The following is a 15,022-nucleotide window of genomic DNA, read 5'->3' as shown; positions in this document are numbered from 1 at the left end:
GCGCAAAGGGTCACGGTGATCCTTTGGCGCGAGAGTGACCCTTTGAACGGTCACCCGCGCCGCAAAGGGTCACGGTGATCCTTTGGCGCGAGAGTGACCCTTTGAACGGTCACCCGTGCCGCAAAAGGTCACGGTGACAGTTTGGAAGGGTCACCGTGACAGTTCGGCGCCGCTCAGATCGTCCGGGTCGACTGCCGTACGACCAACTGCGTGGGCAGCGGGGTGTCCTGGGTGACCGGCTCGGACTCCTCGATCGCGATGAGCAGCTTCTGCATCATCAGCTCGCCGAGCTGGGCGAACTCCTGGCGCACGGTGGTCAGCGGCGGGTAGAGGTAGGCGGCCTCGGGGATGTCGTCGAAGCCGACGATGCTGATGTCGCCGGGCACGCTGAGTCCGCGCTCGCGCAGCGCGGAGAGCAGACCGATGGTCATCTGGTCGTTGCCGACGAAGACGGCGTCGCCGGGCGCGACGTCGAGGTCCATCCCGAGCTTGTAGCCCGACGCCGCCGACCAGTCGCCGAAGACCGGCGTCGGGATCTCCAGGCGCTGCTCCGCGAGCTCGTCGCGCCAGCCGCGCACCCGCTCCGAGGAGTCGGGGGCGTGCCGCTGTCCGGCGAGGTGCAGCACGCGGGTGTGGCCGAGCTCGGCGAGATGCCGTACGGCCGCGCGGGCCCCGCGGTACTGGTCGAACCCGACCAGCCCCGGGCTGCGGCGCGACGCGGAGCCGGCGATCACGATCGGGATCCGCAGGTCGAGGCTGCGGGCCATCTCCAGGATCTCGACGTCGACGACGACCAGCACGATCGCGTCGACGCGCTGGCGCAGCAGCCCGTCGATGACCGCGCGTACGGCCTTGGGGTCGTCGGCCGGGGTGCTGACCGACTCGACGACGTAGCGCGCCACGCGCGCGGCCAGGTTGAAGTGCATCGCGATCGAGGTGGGGCCGTAGTCGGCGACCGCCGGCGTGATCAGGCCGATGGTGCGGCTGCGCTTGGTGACCAGCGCGCGGGCGGCCGGCGAGGGGCTGTAGCGCAGCTGGGCGATGGCCTGCTCGACGCGCGCCTTGGTCGAGGGCCGTACGCCGGTCAGGTCGTTGATCACCCGCGACACGGTCTGGTGTGAGACGCCGGCCAGGCGCGCGACGTCGAAGATGTTGGCGGCGCGCCCGTCGGGCCCGCTGGGCTGCGGCTCGCTCATCGGGCCTCCTTCACCGGGGCGGATCCGACCGAGCTGCCCTGCGCGACCAGCGCGAGCAGGGAGTCGGGAGTGAGCTCCTCGGCGGGCAGGGTCTCCACGATCTTGCCGTCGTGCAGGATCGCGACCCGGTTGCCCACGCGCAGGACCTCCTCGAGCTCGGCCGAGATGAACATGACCGACAGCCCGTTGTCGGCGAGGTCGCCCACCAGGTTCTGGATCTCGACCTTGGCGCCGACGTCGATTCCGCGGGTGGGCTCGTCGAGGACGAGTACCCGAGGGGCCAGGGCCAGCAACCGGGCGAGCAGCACCTTCTGCTGGTTGCCTCCCGACAGGGTTCCGGCGGGCCGGTCGAGGTCGGGCGGACGGATGTCGAGCGCCTCGACCCAGCTCTGGGCCAGCTCGCGCTGGCGGGCACCGCCGATGCGTCGCAGGATGCCCTGCTGGGCCTGCAGCGCGAGCGTGATGTTGTCGCCCACGCTGAGCTCGCCGATGATCCCTTCGGTGCGACGGTTCTCCGAGGAGTAGACGACGCCCAGTGCGATCGCCTCCCGCGGTCCTCGGGGGCCACGCGCGGCGCCGTCGATGCGGATGATCCCGGCATCGGCGCGATCCACACCGGTCATCGCACGCGCCAGCTCCGTGCGCCCCGAGCCGAGCAGTCCGGCGATCCCGAGCACGTCGCCCTCGACGAGGTCCACGTCGGCGTCCGCGATCCGGCGCTGAGAGCTCAGGCCGCGTACCGAGAGGAACGGGCGGCGTACGGCGTCGTCCTCGACGACCTGGAGCCGCGAGCGCGACCGGAGCGCCTCGGCGTTGTGGCCGAGCATCGCCTGGACCAGGTCGACGCGGAGGAACTCCCGGGTGAGGTACTCCCCCACCAGCGAGCCGTCGCGCAGCACCGTGACCCGGTCGCAGACCTCGTAGACCTGGTCGAGGAAGTGCGAGATGAAGATGATGGCGACGCCGCGCTCCTTGAGCCCGGCGATCACCCGGAAGAGCTCGGCGCACTCGGCGGCGTCCAGGCTCGAGGTGGGCTCGTCGAGCACCAGCACCCGGGCGTCGGTCGACAGCGCCCGGGCGATCGCGACCAGCTGCTGCACCGCGATCGAGTGGTGGCTCAGCGTGGTCGCCGGATCGATGTCGAGGCCCAGGTCGTCGAGCACCGCGGCGGCACGCCGCCGCATCTGCGCCCAGTCGACCAGGCCGAAGCGGCGCGGCTCGGAGCCGAGCATGATGTTCTCCGCGACCGAGAGGTTCGGCAGGAGGTCGATCTCCTGGTAGACGGCCCGGATCCCCGCCTGCTGCGCGTCGTGGGTCGAGCGGAAGTGGACCGGCTCGCCGTCGAGCAGGATCGTGCCGGCGGAGAGCTGCAGCGCCCCGGTGAGAGCCTTGATCAGGGTCGACTTGCCCGCGCCGTTCTCCCCCATGAGGGAGTGGACCTCACCGGGGAAGAGCCGGAAGTCGACGCCGTCGAGGACGGTGTCGGCCCCGAACCGCACGGTCCCCCCGGCGAGCTCGACGAGCGGTCGCACGCGCGCCTCCTCCGGCACCTGATCTGGCATGGCGTCATTGTGGCCCATCGCCGCGACCGGCCATGCGGTTATCGTCGCCGCTCCGCTCTCACCACGATCACCCGCTGCACCACGATGAACATCAGCAGCATCAGACCGATGATGATCCGCATCCATGACTGCTCGGCGCCCATGTAGGAGATGACCGTGTGGATCGTGCCGTAGACCAGAACGCCGATCAGCGAACCGACCACGTAGCCGACGCCGCCCGTGAGCAGCGTGCCGCCGATGACGACCGCGGCGATGACGTCGAGCTCGGTGCCGATGCCGTTGCGTGGGTAGCCGGCGCCGGAGTAGGCGGTCAGCACCAGGCCGGCGAGACCGCCGCAGACGCCGCTGATGACGTAGACCAGGACCTTCGTACGGGCGACGGCCAGCCCCATGAGGCGGGCCGACTGCTCGCCGCCGCCGACGGCGTAGACCGTCCGGCCGAAGCGGGTGTACTTCATCACCAGGGCGCCGACGACGACGGTCAGCAGCGCGAGCACACCGGTCGGGGTGAGGTACCACTCACCGAACCACCAGCGGGTCGACTGCAGCCAGATCACGTGCTCGTTCTCGACGCGGATCGACTTGAGGCTGACGACGTACGCGAGGCCGCGCGCCAGGAAGAGCCCGGCGAGCGAGGCGATGAACGGCTGCACGTCGAAGTACTGCACGAGCACGCCGATCATCAGGCCGATCACGGCGCCGCCGAGGATCATCGCCGGGATCACGATCGCCGAGGAGACGCCGTGGTCGAGCATCTGGGCGGCGGCGATGCCGGTGAAGGCCATCACCGAGCCGACCGAGAGGTCGATGCCGCCGGTGACGATCACGAACGTCATGCCGACCGCGAGGATCAGCAGGTAGGCGTTGTCGAGCAGCAGCGAGGAGAGCGTGCGCGGGTTGACGAAGTCGCCGAAGTGGATCTGCGCGCCGATCAGGATCAGCACCAGGATCACCAGCGCGGCGAGCATCGGCATCACCGACGCGTGCCGGGCGACGAACGTGCGGGCGTACTCCGAGAGCCGCGGCGGGACGATCCTGCGACCGGCCGTGGGGGTGGTCGTCGTGGTGCTCATCGCCGTACTCGCTTCGCTCCGGGCGCCGATGAGAGGCATCGGGCGCTGTGGTGGACTGTTCGCTCGCTGCGCTCGCTCATCGGGCGACCTCCGTGCCGGGGGTGATGTCGGGGACGTTGGCGGAGCGGCGCTGGACGAACTGCCGCGCCGCGCGGTGGACGGCCGGGGCCTGGATCAGGACGACCAGGACCACGACGGCGGCGAAGAAGACCGGGCTCTGCGCGGAGCTGACGCCCAGGAAGAGGATCGTCGACTCCAGCGTCTGGATGATCAGGACGCCGATGACCGTGCCGGCGATGGAGAACTTGCCGCCGGCCAGTGACGTGCCGCCGAGCACGACCGCGAGGATCGCGTAGAGCTCGATCAGCTCGCCGGCGGCGTTGGCGTCCGCGGCCATGATGTTGGAGCTGTAGATGACGCCCGCCATGCCGGCCAGGCCGCCGCTGACGACGTAGGTGCCGAGGATGATGCCGGTGGCGCGCACACCCGCCAGGCGGCTGGCCTCGGGGTTGATGCCGACGGCCTCGGTGAGGACGCCGAGCGCCGTACGCCGCTCGACCAGGGAGACGACGGCCACGGCCGCGACCCAGATGAAGAAGGCGAAGGGCAGGCCGAGGAGGTGGCCGCTGGCGACGTACTTGAGCGGGTCGCTGGTGACCGTGGTGATGAAGCCGTCGGTGATCAGCAGGGCGACGCCACGACCGGCCATCATCAGGACCAGGGTCGCGATGATCGGCTGGATCTTGAGCACCGACACCAGGAACCCGTTCCAGACGCCCAGGATGAGCGAGACGCCGACGCCGACCAGGATCGCGATCAGCACGGTGCCGACGCTGCCGGGCGAGTCGGAGCCGTCGATGATCGTCAGCGCCACGGCACCGGAGACGGCCATCACCGCGCCGACCGAGAGGTCGATGCCGCGGGTGGCGATCACCAGGGTCATGCCCAGGGCGACCAGCATCATCGGCGCGCTGTTGCGCAGGATGTCGATCGGGGCGCCGTAGAGGGCGCCGTGCTGCACGCTGATCTCGATGAACCGCGGCCGGGCCACGGTGTTGAGCACGACCAGGGCGACCAGCGCGAAGCCGGGCCAGAACAGGTGGTGCTTGATGAGGCGGCTCACGCCACGCTCCCTTCGCCGACGGTGGCCATGTAGTCGATCACGCCGTCGACGTCGACGGCGCTGGACTCGAGGACGCCGATCTGACGGCGGTCGCGCATCACCGCGACACGCTGCGCCAATCGAAGCACCTCCTCGAGCTCGGAGGAGATGAAGATGACGGCGAGTCCCTGCTCGGCGAGCTCGGCGACCTTGCGCTGGATGTCGGCCTTGGCGCCGACGTCGATGCCGCGGGTCGGCTCGTCGAGGATGAGGAGCTCGGGAGCGGTCGCCAGCCAGCGGCCGAGGAGCACCTTCTGCTGGTTGCCGCCGGAGAGGTCGCCGACCTTGCGGTTCGGGTCCGCGGGTCGTACGCCGAGCGCCTTGATGTACTCGGCGACGACCGCGTCCTGCTCCTGCTTGCGGACCTTGCGCAGCCAGCCGCGCCGGGCCTGGATGCCGAGCATGATGTTCTCGGCGACGGTGAGGTCGGCGACGATGCCCTCCGCGCGACGGTTCTCCGAGGAGAACGCGATCCGACGCTCGAGGGCATGGCGCGGGGTGCTCAGCCTGGTGACCTTGCCGTGCACGGACAGCGTGCCGGTGTCGGGACGGTCGGCGCCGCACAGCAACCGCACCAGCTCGGTGCGACCGGAGCCGAGGAGGCCGGCGATGCCGACGATCTCGCCCGGGAAGACATCGAGGTCGGCGGGTTCGAGGACGCCCTTGCGGCCGACGCCCTCGGCCTTGATGACCGGGGCGACCGTACGGTCGATGGCGCGCTCGGCACTGACCGAGATCGCCTCGAGCTCGTCGAGCTCGCGGCCGATCATCTTGGTCACCAGCTCACCGCGCGGCAGGTCGTCGATGGCGTACTCGCCGACGAGGGTGCCGTTGCGCAGGACGGTGATGCGGTCGGAGATCTCGTAGATCTGGTCGAGGAAGTGGCTCACGAACAGGATCGCCACACCCCGATCGCGCAGGCCGCGGATCACGGTGAAGAGCTGCTCGACCTCGTCGCGGTCGAGGCTGGAGGTGGGCTCGTCGAGGATGAGGACCCGGGCGTCGAGGACCATGGCGCGGCTGATCGCGACCAGCTGCTGGACCGCGATCGAGTGGCTGGACAGGATGGTCTGGGTGTCGAGCTCGAGGCCGAGGCTGCGGAGGTGCTCCGCCGCGGTGCGGTGGGTCGTGCGCCAGTCGATGCCGCGCAGACCGCGCGGCTCGTGGCCGAGCATGACGTTCTCCCCGACCGAGAGGTTCGGGCAGAGGTTGATCTCCTGGTAGACCGTGGAGATGCCGGCCGCCTGGGCGTCGGCGGTCGAGCTGAAGACCCGCTCGGTGCCGGAGACGGCGATGGTGCCGGAGTCGACGCTGTAGACCCCGGTGAGCGCCTTGATCAGGGTGGACTTGCCGGCGCCGTTCTCGCCCATCAGGGCGTGCACCTCACCGGGACGCAGGGTGAAGTCGACGCGGTCGAGGGCGAGCACGCCGGGGAACCGGATGGTCACGCCGCGCATCTCGACGACGGCGTCGGTGCCGCGCTCCTGCGGCTTCGTGGGCTCGGTCGTGGACGTGCTCATCTGTCTTCCTGTCTGGAGCGTGAGGGGCTCCGCCGGGTTGGCTGACTACCGGCTCCGGCGGAGCCCTCACGTCGGGTGGTTGCTACGTGCGGATCAGTACGCGCGGGTCGGGAGCGCGGCCTTGGCCTGCTCCTGGTCGAACGCGCCGTCCTTGGCGAAGTTCGCCTTCTCGACGGTCTCCTTGCCGATGACCTTCTTCACCAGCGCCGCGGCGTCGTCACCGAGGAGCGGGTTGCACTCGACGATGTAGTTGATCTCGCCGTCGGCCAGGGCCTGCATGCCGTCGTGGACGCCGTCGATCGAGACGATCTTGATGTCCTTGCCCGGCGTGGCGCCGGCGGCCTTGATCGCCTCGATCGCACCGAGGGCCATGTCGTCGTTGTGGGCGAAGACCAGGTCGATGCCGTCCTTGCCGTACTTCTGGAGGAAGCCCTCCATGACCTTCTTGCCGCCGTCGCGGGTGAAGTCACCCGTCTGCGAGTCGATCTTGGTGATCTTCGAGCCGGCGATGGCCTTGTCGAAGCCGGTGGCGCGGTCGTTCGCGGCCGAGGAACCGGTGGTGCCCTCCAGGACGACCATCTTCGTCGGCGCGGTGCCCACGTTGTCGGCCGCCCACTTGCCAGCGGCCTCACCCTCGGCCTCGAAGTTGTCGCCGATCCAGGTGGCGTAGAGGCTCGGGTCGGACGAGACGGTGCGGTCCTCGAGGATCACCGGGATCTTGGCGTCCGCGGCCTCCTTGAAGACATCGTCCCAGCCGTCCTCGACGATCGGGGCCACGACGATGGCGTCGACGCCCTGGTTGATGAAGCTGCGGACCGCAGCGATCTGTGCGGCCGGGTCGTTGTCGGCCGCATTGAAGACCAGGTCGAAGCCGTTCTCCTTGGAGAAGGCCTTCTTCATGGAGTCCGTGTTGGCACTGCGCCAGCCCGACTCGGAGCCGGTCTGGGCGAAGCCCACCTTGATGACGTCGCCGCCACCTCCGGAACCGCTCGCCTTGTCGTCCGAGCCGCTGCCGCAGCCGGTCAGGAAGAGCGTCATCGCGCTCGCGATGGCGACGCCGGCAAGGAACTTCTTCTTCACTCGAATCCTCCTAGTTCGATCGACCCGCGACCCGAGCCGATCCCTCCAACGCGCCCCCGAAGGCACGATGAACGCCCGATATGAGCGCTCACATTTGCTGTGATGGCGATCACGTTAGCGTTCACATTTCGGACTGTCGAGAGGTGCGTCACACAATTTTTCAGGTTCGACCCCGATCGAGCACGCGCGTTTTGTTAACGATCACATCTGGCCGACTGACCAGTAAGAAGGAGGAAGAAGCCAGGTTCGGGCGGGAAATGCGGACGGCCGGGCAGCGGGAATGAACCCGCCACCCGGCCGCGTCTGAGGGCCGCCCTGGTCAACCCCTGCCGGCGGCGCCCTGCCCGTCGCGGACGCTCCCGAGCCCATGCACGCGCTCCAGGGTCCAGAAGTGATCGAGGGTGGCGTCGTCGCCGGCCGAGGTGCTGCCGGTGCTGCCGCTCTTCACGACGACCGTCCCGTTGCGCGCAGCACCTGAGGTGTCGACCACGGTCGCACCGCCTCCGATCTCATCGAAGGCGTAGTGCACGACGTCCCCGGCACTCGGTGCCTGGCCGCTGGCCAGGGTCGCGACCTCGCTCGCGCTGAGGGCGCGCGAGTAGATGCTGAAGTCGTCGATGCGCCCGTCGAACGCCGGGTCGCCGTACTGCGACTTGCCGAGGTAGTTCGACGTGCTCTGACCGAAGGCGGAGGGGTGGCTGGTCATCGCGGTGTTCTTCCCGACGACCTGGCCGTTGACGTAGAGGGTTCCGGTGGAGCCCGCGAGCGTCACCGTCACGAGCGACCACTGGTTCGCCGGCAGCACGGTCGTGCCGTCGATCCGCTGCTCACCGCCGGCGCCGCCGGTCGTGATCGCGTACCGGACCGTGCTGCCGTCGTTCACGGTCAGGAACATGCTGGCGCCGGTGCCGGTGCCGATGTCGAAGACGCGGGCCCAGGTGGGATTGGACGTCGGGTTCACCCAGGCCGAGACCGTGTAGTCGCCGCTGAGCCCGCTGACGACGCCGGTCGGCAGCTTGACGTAGGACGCGGTGCCGCAGAAGTCGAAGGCGGTGCCGAGCTTGCCCGGCGCCCGCGCCCCGTCCACGGCGCAGGCGACCGTCGGTGAGCCGTCGGCCCACTGGACGACCTGCGCGCCGGGGTCCTTGCTCATGCCCGCGACGGCGAGCACGTGGCCGGTGCCGACGTTGGCGAGCCGGTAGCGGCCGGAGCCGTTGGGGATGATCTGCCACAGGTGGTCGGCGGTGCCGGCGTCGTCCCAGACCAGAGCGGGCGCGCCGTTGGTCGTCGAGGCGTCCTGGATGCCGAGGGCCAGCCCCCTGCGGTCGACGATCCGGTACAGGCCCCGCCCGGCGGCGGTCAGCCGCCAGGTCTGGGTCGAGGTCCCGTCTGCGGCCGCCTGGATCGCGAGGTCGCCCGGCTGGGCGCCGTCACCGCGGGTGTCCAGCACCAGTCCGGAGTTGGCGTTCGTGATCGTGTACGCGCCGGCGAGCGACGCGGGCCGCGCCCGGGCCGGCGTCACGACGACGCGGTAGCCGTAGTCGGCGTTCATCACGACCGGGACGCTGATGGACCCGTCCGCGCCGACCCGGTAGGTGGCGTTGGAGATCGTCACCGGGCCGTTGACGGCGACGGTGCGGCCGTACGACGGCGTGTACTCGAGCTTGACGTTCACCCGCTTGCCCACCGAGGTCTTGTCGAGCCCGTCGACCCGGATCGTGGTCGAGCCCGTGTGGCCGCCCGCGATGACGTCGACCTCCCGCCCGCTGGGCGTCACCGAGGCGATGCCGTCGAAGGCTCCGTCCTGGTCCGGAGGGGTGGTGGCGACCATCTGCCCGGCCATGTCCGCGTACCACTTGTACATCCAGTAGGCGCCGTTCGGCTGGCCCTTCGTCCCGGTCAGCAGGTCGCCCAGCGTGCCCTGCTGGCTGGTGTTCCAGAAGGCGAGCTCGGCGCTGCTGATGCCGAAGCGCTCGAACTTCGCCACGTAGCCGATCAGCTGGCCGGGGATGCCAACGGACGGCGGCGGCGCGTACTCCTCGATGTCGATCGGCAGTTCGCCGATGCCGAGGTCGCTCTCGATGGCGCGGACCTTCTCCACGTCGCCGCGGATCTTGGTCGGGGACACGAGCTCGTGCCAGGCGAGGACGTCGGGCACCGTGTCGGTGTCGACCGCGTTCTGCAGGAAGTTCCGCATGTCGCTGATGTTGTCGGAGAGCGACGGGCCCTGGATCGGCGTCGTCCAGCCGTGTTCCTGCTCGATGGAGCGGATCAGCTTGTAGGTGTGCGTCCAGAACGCCTCGTAGGTGCCGTTCGCCGCTCGCCATGTGCCATCGGACTCGTTCCATGGCGCGTAGGCGGCCAGGTTCGGGACCGTGTCCTGATTGACCTTGGACATCTCCGTCCGCACGACGTCGTCCCAGGTGTCCCAGCTGAACTGGTACGGCCAGCCCGGCAGGGCGTCGGCGAATCGGTCGACCACCGTGGCGCCGAGGCGCTGCGACAGCGGGGCCGTCTTCAAGATGTCGCCGACGGGCTGCTGCTTGCCGTCGGCCGGCTTGAGGACGAACTCGTGCGGCTTGATCGCCGCGGCGAGGTCATAGGTCGGATTGCTCGCGTCGGCCAGGCCGTAGAGCGAGCCGGTCCCGACATGGGTGACGTCACGGAACGGCTGATCGGCGTGCACCACCAGGGAGCTCGCCGGGGCGGGGTCACCCGAAGGCGCCGGGGCGGGCCGGTCGGCGGCCACCGAGGCGACCTGGCCGATCCCGAGGCAGACGGTGCTGAGCGCAGCGACCGCGCCGATGGTGCGTCGTCCCGGCCTCGGCCGGGGTGCTGAATGGTGAACCACGTGATTTCCTCCGTGCTGCGTTGGTGATGCGTACGTGTGTGACGCCGAGCCGTCGACGCCGTGGCGCCGAGCAGGGAGAGAGCGGGAGAGCTCACAGGTGGGTCGCGACCACCTCCTCGGGCTGGCGGGTGGCGCTCGCATCGCGCGCGAGACCGAGGTAGACCGCCGCCGTCCACGTGTAGGCGCGGTCGCGCAGCCCGTCGCCTCGCAGCGCGTCGAAGTTCTCCGCGAAGCCCGAGCGCTCGCACAGGCGCAGGAAGCGCTCGCGTACGGCATCGGCGAGCTGCACCTGGCCCGACCGTCGCAGGCCGTCCTCGATGAGCGCCGTCGATGGCGCCCAGATCGGGCCGCGCCAGTAGCCGTCGTCCTCGTACAGCGGCGAGTCCGTCGGCTCGGTGGCCAGGCCCCAGTCGGTGAGGTGGGCGCAGACGCGAGCCGCGAGCGCCTCCCGGATCTCGGCCGGCAACCGCTCCCCGAGCACGAGCGGCAGCAGGTTGAGCAGGCTGGTCGCGGTGCTCGGCTGCCCGGAGAGCGCGCCGATGGCGATGAGCTCGGTGCCGGTCCAGAGGCGGGCGGTCAGGGCCTCAAGCAGCTCGTCGCGGACCCGCCTCCACTCCGCCGTCTCGGCGGCGGGGCGGCCGAGCTCCTCACCCAGGCCGGCGAGCGTCTCGAGCTGCAGGACGAGGAATGCGGCGAGGTCGGGGGCCTCGATGACCCGGTCCCGGTCGAAGGTGGTCGCGTTGTCCCAGCCGGAGTCGTTGCCGTGCTGGTAGTACGGCAGCACGTGCCCCGGGCGGCGGCGGTGGTCGAGCCAGAAGCGCGACCACCGGCTGAGCCGGTCGTAGGTCTCCTCGAGCTCGGCGCGGGTCAGCGCACGGCCGAGGGTCTCCCGCAGCCGGCCGAACGCCCACCCATGGATCGGCGGCTTCACGTAGTTGCGCAGCACCTCGGAGTGGGTGATCGAGTCCGGCAGCGCACCGGAGGCGTCCTGGTGGTCGAACGGCGCGAGGAACTGGTCGAGCGCGGTGTCGGGGTGCCCGGCGGCGAGCGCCAGCGCGTTGAAGCAGTGGTCCCAGCTCCAGAGCTTGTCCATCCAGTGCTTCGACATCAGCACCGAATCGCGGGTCATGAACCCGTCCGCTGCGACCGTGGCCGACCAGAGGACGTACGCGGCCAGCGTGACCGCGGGCGTCGCCGCCGTCCGCCACGGCGCGAGCGCCTCGACGTAGTCCTCGAACGCGCTCGCCGAGGCGGCGACGACCTCCTCGAAGCCACGTTCGGAGGCGTACGGGGTCGCGGCGGTGCCGATCTCCTCCAGTGCCGCCTCCCACGGCTCGCCGTCGGCGCCGAGCACGATCGCGCGCTCGGCGACGCCCAGCGCCTCGGCGCCCACGACCTCCATCGCGCCGGCCAGTCTGGTCACCCGATAGCGCTGCCCCGTCTCGTACGAGGTGAAGACCGCTGCGCCGTCGAGCGGGTCGATGAGCAGGTACGTGCCGGTCATCGGCGTCAGCCGGCCGGCCGCATCGTCGAGCCGCAGGCCCAGGCCGCTGCCCCGCAGCCGTACGGCCGCGGGGCCGTCGAAGGCGGCCTCGACCCGGGCGCCGTCGGCGCCGGAGGCGATCCAGGCGAAGCGCGACGGCGACGCCGACCAGGTCGTGGGCGCGCCGGCACCGGAGCGCTCGGGGCGCAGCGCCAGCACCGCGTGCATGCCGTTCTGGTGCGAGACCAGGTGGATGGTGTCGGAGCGGGCGTGGAGGCCGACCACCGGGGAGAGGTTGATCCACGCTCCGCGCGTGGAGAAGGGGATCTCCCGGATGTCGAAGGTGTCGTCCAGATCGGGCACGGGGTCAGTCCTTCGGGATCCAGACCCGCATCGCCGCAGGGCCCCGGTTGGCCCAGCGCTGGTACGGGATCAAGGTCGCCTCCGCACGTGCGGTGGCGGGGCTCGGGGTCTCGGCGCGGTAGGGCCAGTCGGCCTCCGCAGGGGTGTGCTGCTCGACGGTGATGGCGGCGCCGTCGCTGGTGGTCCGCACACTCGCGGGATCGGCCGTGACCGCATTGAGGTCCCAGCCGGCCGGCAGATCGAGTGACTCCAGCGCGAGCACGAGCGGCCCGCGCTCGACCGCGAAGGCGCCTCGGACGGCGTCGATCCGCGGATCGGGGTGGACCACCCGCGCCTCGATCGGGAAGGCGACGGAGATCTTCTCCCCCGGCGTCAGGACCCGGTCGAGCACGAGGTAGCCGTCGGCGAGCGTCGTCGGCTCGCCACCGGAGAGCTCGGCCGCACCGGCCGCCCACTCCGGGACCCGGACGGCGAGCGCGATCGCCCGGTCCGGCGCCTCGACGACCTCGACATGCACCGTGCCGTCGTACGGATAGCCGCTCGTCACCCGGAGGTGGACGGTGCCGCCGGCGACCTCGGTGCGCACCTGGTAGTCGCCGTACTGGTGGAGCTGGACGCCCCGCTCGCTCGCGGTGGCGAAGTACAGGTGCACGCTGGCCAGGGTCCGGGCGACGTTGGTGGGGCAGCAGGAGACGTCGAACCACGGCGAGCGCATCCCGCCGCCCTCCGCTCGGTGACCGGCCAGCTCGTCGTCACCGGCCTCGGTGCCCGGCACCCGCTGGTGCAGCGTGTTGGCGTAGAAGAACGCCCGGCCGTCCTCACGCGGGGAGGTGAGCACATTGTTCAGCAGCACCCGCTCCATCGCGGCCGCGTGACCGCCGCTGCCGGTGCTGAGCAGCAGCCGCCAGTCGAGCATCGCCGAGGCGATCCCGGCGCAGGTCTCCGCATAGGCGCGGTCCGGCGGCAGCTCGAAGTCCTGGCCGAAGGACTCGTCGCGGCGGTGGGATCCGACGGCACCGGTGATGTAGGTGCGGGCCGCACGGGCCGCTGCCGCCTGGCGGCGGACGGCGTCGAGGAGCGCGGCGTCCCCGGTCTCGACCGCGACGTCGGCCGCGCCCGCGGCGAGGTAGAGCGCCCGGACGGCGTGACCGCTCAGGGTGGTGGCGTCGCGGACGGGCACGGTGTCCTGGAAGTACTCGCGGCCGAAGTCGATCTGCTGCAGCGTCCGGTGGCCGCGGCGCTCGACGAAGAGCCGGGCGAGCTCGAGGTAGCGCTCCTCGCCGGTGGCGCGACCGAGCTCGACCAGCGCCATCTCGACCTCGGGGTGGCCGCAGACCGCCGGACGCCCATCCGGCCCGAAGGCGTCGTACAGGTGATCGGCGAGGCGGCGTGCCACCGCCGGCAGGAGGTCGTCGTGACCGGTCCGCAGCCGCGCGACGGCGGCCTGGATCAGGTGACCGAAGCAGTAGAGCTCGTGGCCCCACTCGAGGTCGGAGTAGCGCGGCGGCTGTGCTGCGCGGCCGAAGCTGGTGTGCAGGTAGCCGTCCGGCTCCTGCGCTGCCGACACCCGCTCGACGAGCGAGAGGTAGGTCGCCTCGAGGGTCTCGGAGGGCTGCCGGCCCAGCTCCCAGGCCATCGCCTCGAGCAGCTTGTAGACCTCGGAGTCGACGAACTCGATGCCGGCGTGGTCGGCCGCGATCGTCCCGGCTGCGGCGCGGTCGAAGTTTCCGATCCAGCCGATCCGCTCCATCCAGGTGCGGCAGTGCTCGAGGATCACGTCGGCGTTGAGCTGCTGTTTCTCGGCCCAGTAGCCGCCGTCGATCCAGATCTCACTGCTCGAGAGGGGTCGCAGGGCAGAGCGGGAGGGACCGACCGGGCCGCCGGTCGGTGTGGTGGGGTTCATGCGTCAGTCCTTCACAGCGCCGGCGGTGAGGCCGGCGGCGACGTAGCGCTGGGCGATGACCAGCAGCAGTCCGGTCGGGATGGAGGCGAGCACAGCGGTGGCCATCAGCTCGCCCCATTGCAGGTTCTGTGAGCCGATGTAGTCGTAGAGGCCCATCGTGATCGGGCGCCGGTCGCCGCTGCGGTTGAGCGTGGAGGCGAAGAGGAAGTCCGACCAGGCCCAGATGAAGGCGAAGAGCCCCACGGTCACCGCGGCGTTGCGCGACAGCGGCAGCACGATGCGCAGGAAGGTGCGCCAGTACGAGGCGCCGTCGACGTGCGCGGCCTCGAGCAGCTCGCGCTGGATGCCGCTCATGAAGGCGGTGAACAGCATCACCGCGAACGGCACCGCGATCGTCGAGTCGGCCAGGATCAGGCCCCAGACGGTGTCGAGCATGCCCAGGTCGTTGTAGACGCTGTAGAAGCCGAGCGCCATCACGACGGCCGGGATCATCTGCGCGACGATCAACAGGAAGTTGAGCAGCCGCTTCCCCGGCACGAAGAGCTTCGACAGCGCGTAGCCGGCCGGCGCGGCGATCACCAGGGTCAGCGCCACGGTGGCCAGGCCGATCACCAGGCTGGTCCCGAGGTAGGGGAGCTGGTCGTGGATGACGGTCGTGTAGTGGTCGAACGTGAAGGCCCGCGGGTACAGATCGCCGTCGCGGATGGCGCTGCGGTCGGTCAGCGAGACGTTGACCATCCAGTAGAGCGGGAAGAGCATCACGGCGGTGAGGGTGACGCCGATGACCGTCTTCCACCAGGCGCGGTGGTCGTGCGTACGAGTGCTCATG

General features: G+C 70.4%; 10 protein-coding genes. All 10 read right to left on the bottom strand.

From position 1 onward, the window contains the following. Positions 1-173: 173 nt before the first annotated feature. The 10 genes from KSO98_RS11675 to KSO98_RS11630 all read right to left on the bottom strand — a co-directional run bounded on the left by KSO98_RS11675 (position 174) and on the right by KSO98_RS11630 (position 15,021). Entirely contained in the window at positions 174-1,196 is a 1,023-nt protein-coding gene (locus KSO98_RS11675) for a LacI family DNA-binding transcriptional regulator (protein WP_225285766.1), read from the bottom strand. Further along, entirely contained in the window at positions 1,193-2,758 is a 1,566-nt protein-coding gene (locus tag KSO98_RS11670; RefSeq protein WP_225285765.1) for a sugar ABC transporter ATP-binding protein, read from the bottom strand. The genes KSO98_RS11675 and KSO98_RS11670 overlap by 4 nt, the downstream gene beginning before the upstream one ends. A gap of 38 nt (positions 2,759-2,796) precedes the next feature. After that, positions 2,797-3,831: an ABC transporter permease subunit gene (locus KSO98_RS11665; protein WP_225285764.1), complete on the bottom strand. Its 1,035-nt coding sequence runs from the start codon at positions 3,829-3,831 to the stop codon at positions 2,797-2,799. A gap of 76 nt (positions 3,832-3,907) precedes the next feature. Continuing rightward, entirely contained in the window at positions 3,908-4,954 is a 1,047-nt protein-coding gene (locus tag KSO98_RS11660; protein WP_225285763.1) for an ABC transporter permease, read from the bottom strand. Continuing rightward, positions 4,951-6,513 carry a sugar ABC transporter ATP-binding protein gene (locus tag KSO98_RS11655; protein WP_225285762.1) on the bottom strand — a complete coding sequence of 521 codons (1,563 nt, stop codon included), beginning with the start codon at positions 6,511-6,513 and terminating at the stop codon, positions 4,951-4,953. The genes KSO98_RS11660 and KSO98_RS11655 overlap by 4 nt, the downstream gene beginning before the upstream one ends. A gap of 93 nt (positions 6,514-6,606) precedes the next feature. Beyond that, a complete protein-coding gene (locus KSO98_RS11650) occupies positions 6,607-7,593 on the bottom strand; it encodes an ABC transporter substrate-binding protein (RefSeq protein WP_225285761.1) in 987 nt (328 codons plus the stop codon). 319 nt (positions 7,594-7,912) lie between these two features. Continuing rightward, positions 7,913-10,444 carry a LamG-like jellyroll fold domain-containing protein gene (locus KSO98_RS18920; RefSeq protein ID WP_225285760.1) on the bottom strand — a complete coding sequence of 844 codons (2,532 nt, stop codon included), beginning with the start codon at positions 10,442-10,444 and terminating at the stop codon, positions 7,913-7,915. 91 nt (positions 10,445-10,535) lie between these two features. Then, entirely contained in the window at positions 10,536-12,290 is a 1,755-nt protein-coding gene (locus KSO98_RS11640) for an amylo-alpha-1,6-glucosidase (protein WP_225285759.1), read from the bottom strand. A 4-nt stretch (positions 12,291-12,294) separates the two neighbouring features. Further along, complete coding sequence (locus KSO98_RS11635) at positions 12,295-14,193, bottom strand: glycoside hydrolase family 127 protein (RefSeq protein WP_225285757.1); 1,899 nt, start codon at positions 14,191-14,193, stop codon at positions 12,295-12,297. Positions 14,194-14,196: 3 nt separating this feature from the next. Next, a complete protein-coding gene (locus KSO98_RS11630) occupies positions 14,197-15,021 on the bottom strand; it encodes a carbohydrate ABC transporter permease (RefSeq protein WP_225285756.1) in 825 nt (274 codons plus the stop codon). Position 15,022 lies beyond the last annotated feature (1 nt).

Origin of the sequence: Nocardioides nematodiphilus, from assembly GCF_020216525.1 — a bacterium.
GTDB classification, from domain to species: domain Bacteria; phylum Actinomycetota; class Actinomycetes; order Propionibacteriales; family Nocardioidaceae; genus Nocardioides; species Nocardioides nematodiphilus.
The sequence above is the reverse complement of the archived record's forward strand: the minus strand, read 5'-3'. Positions and strand labels throughout refer to the sequence as shown.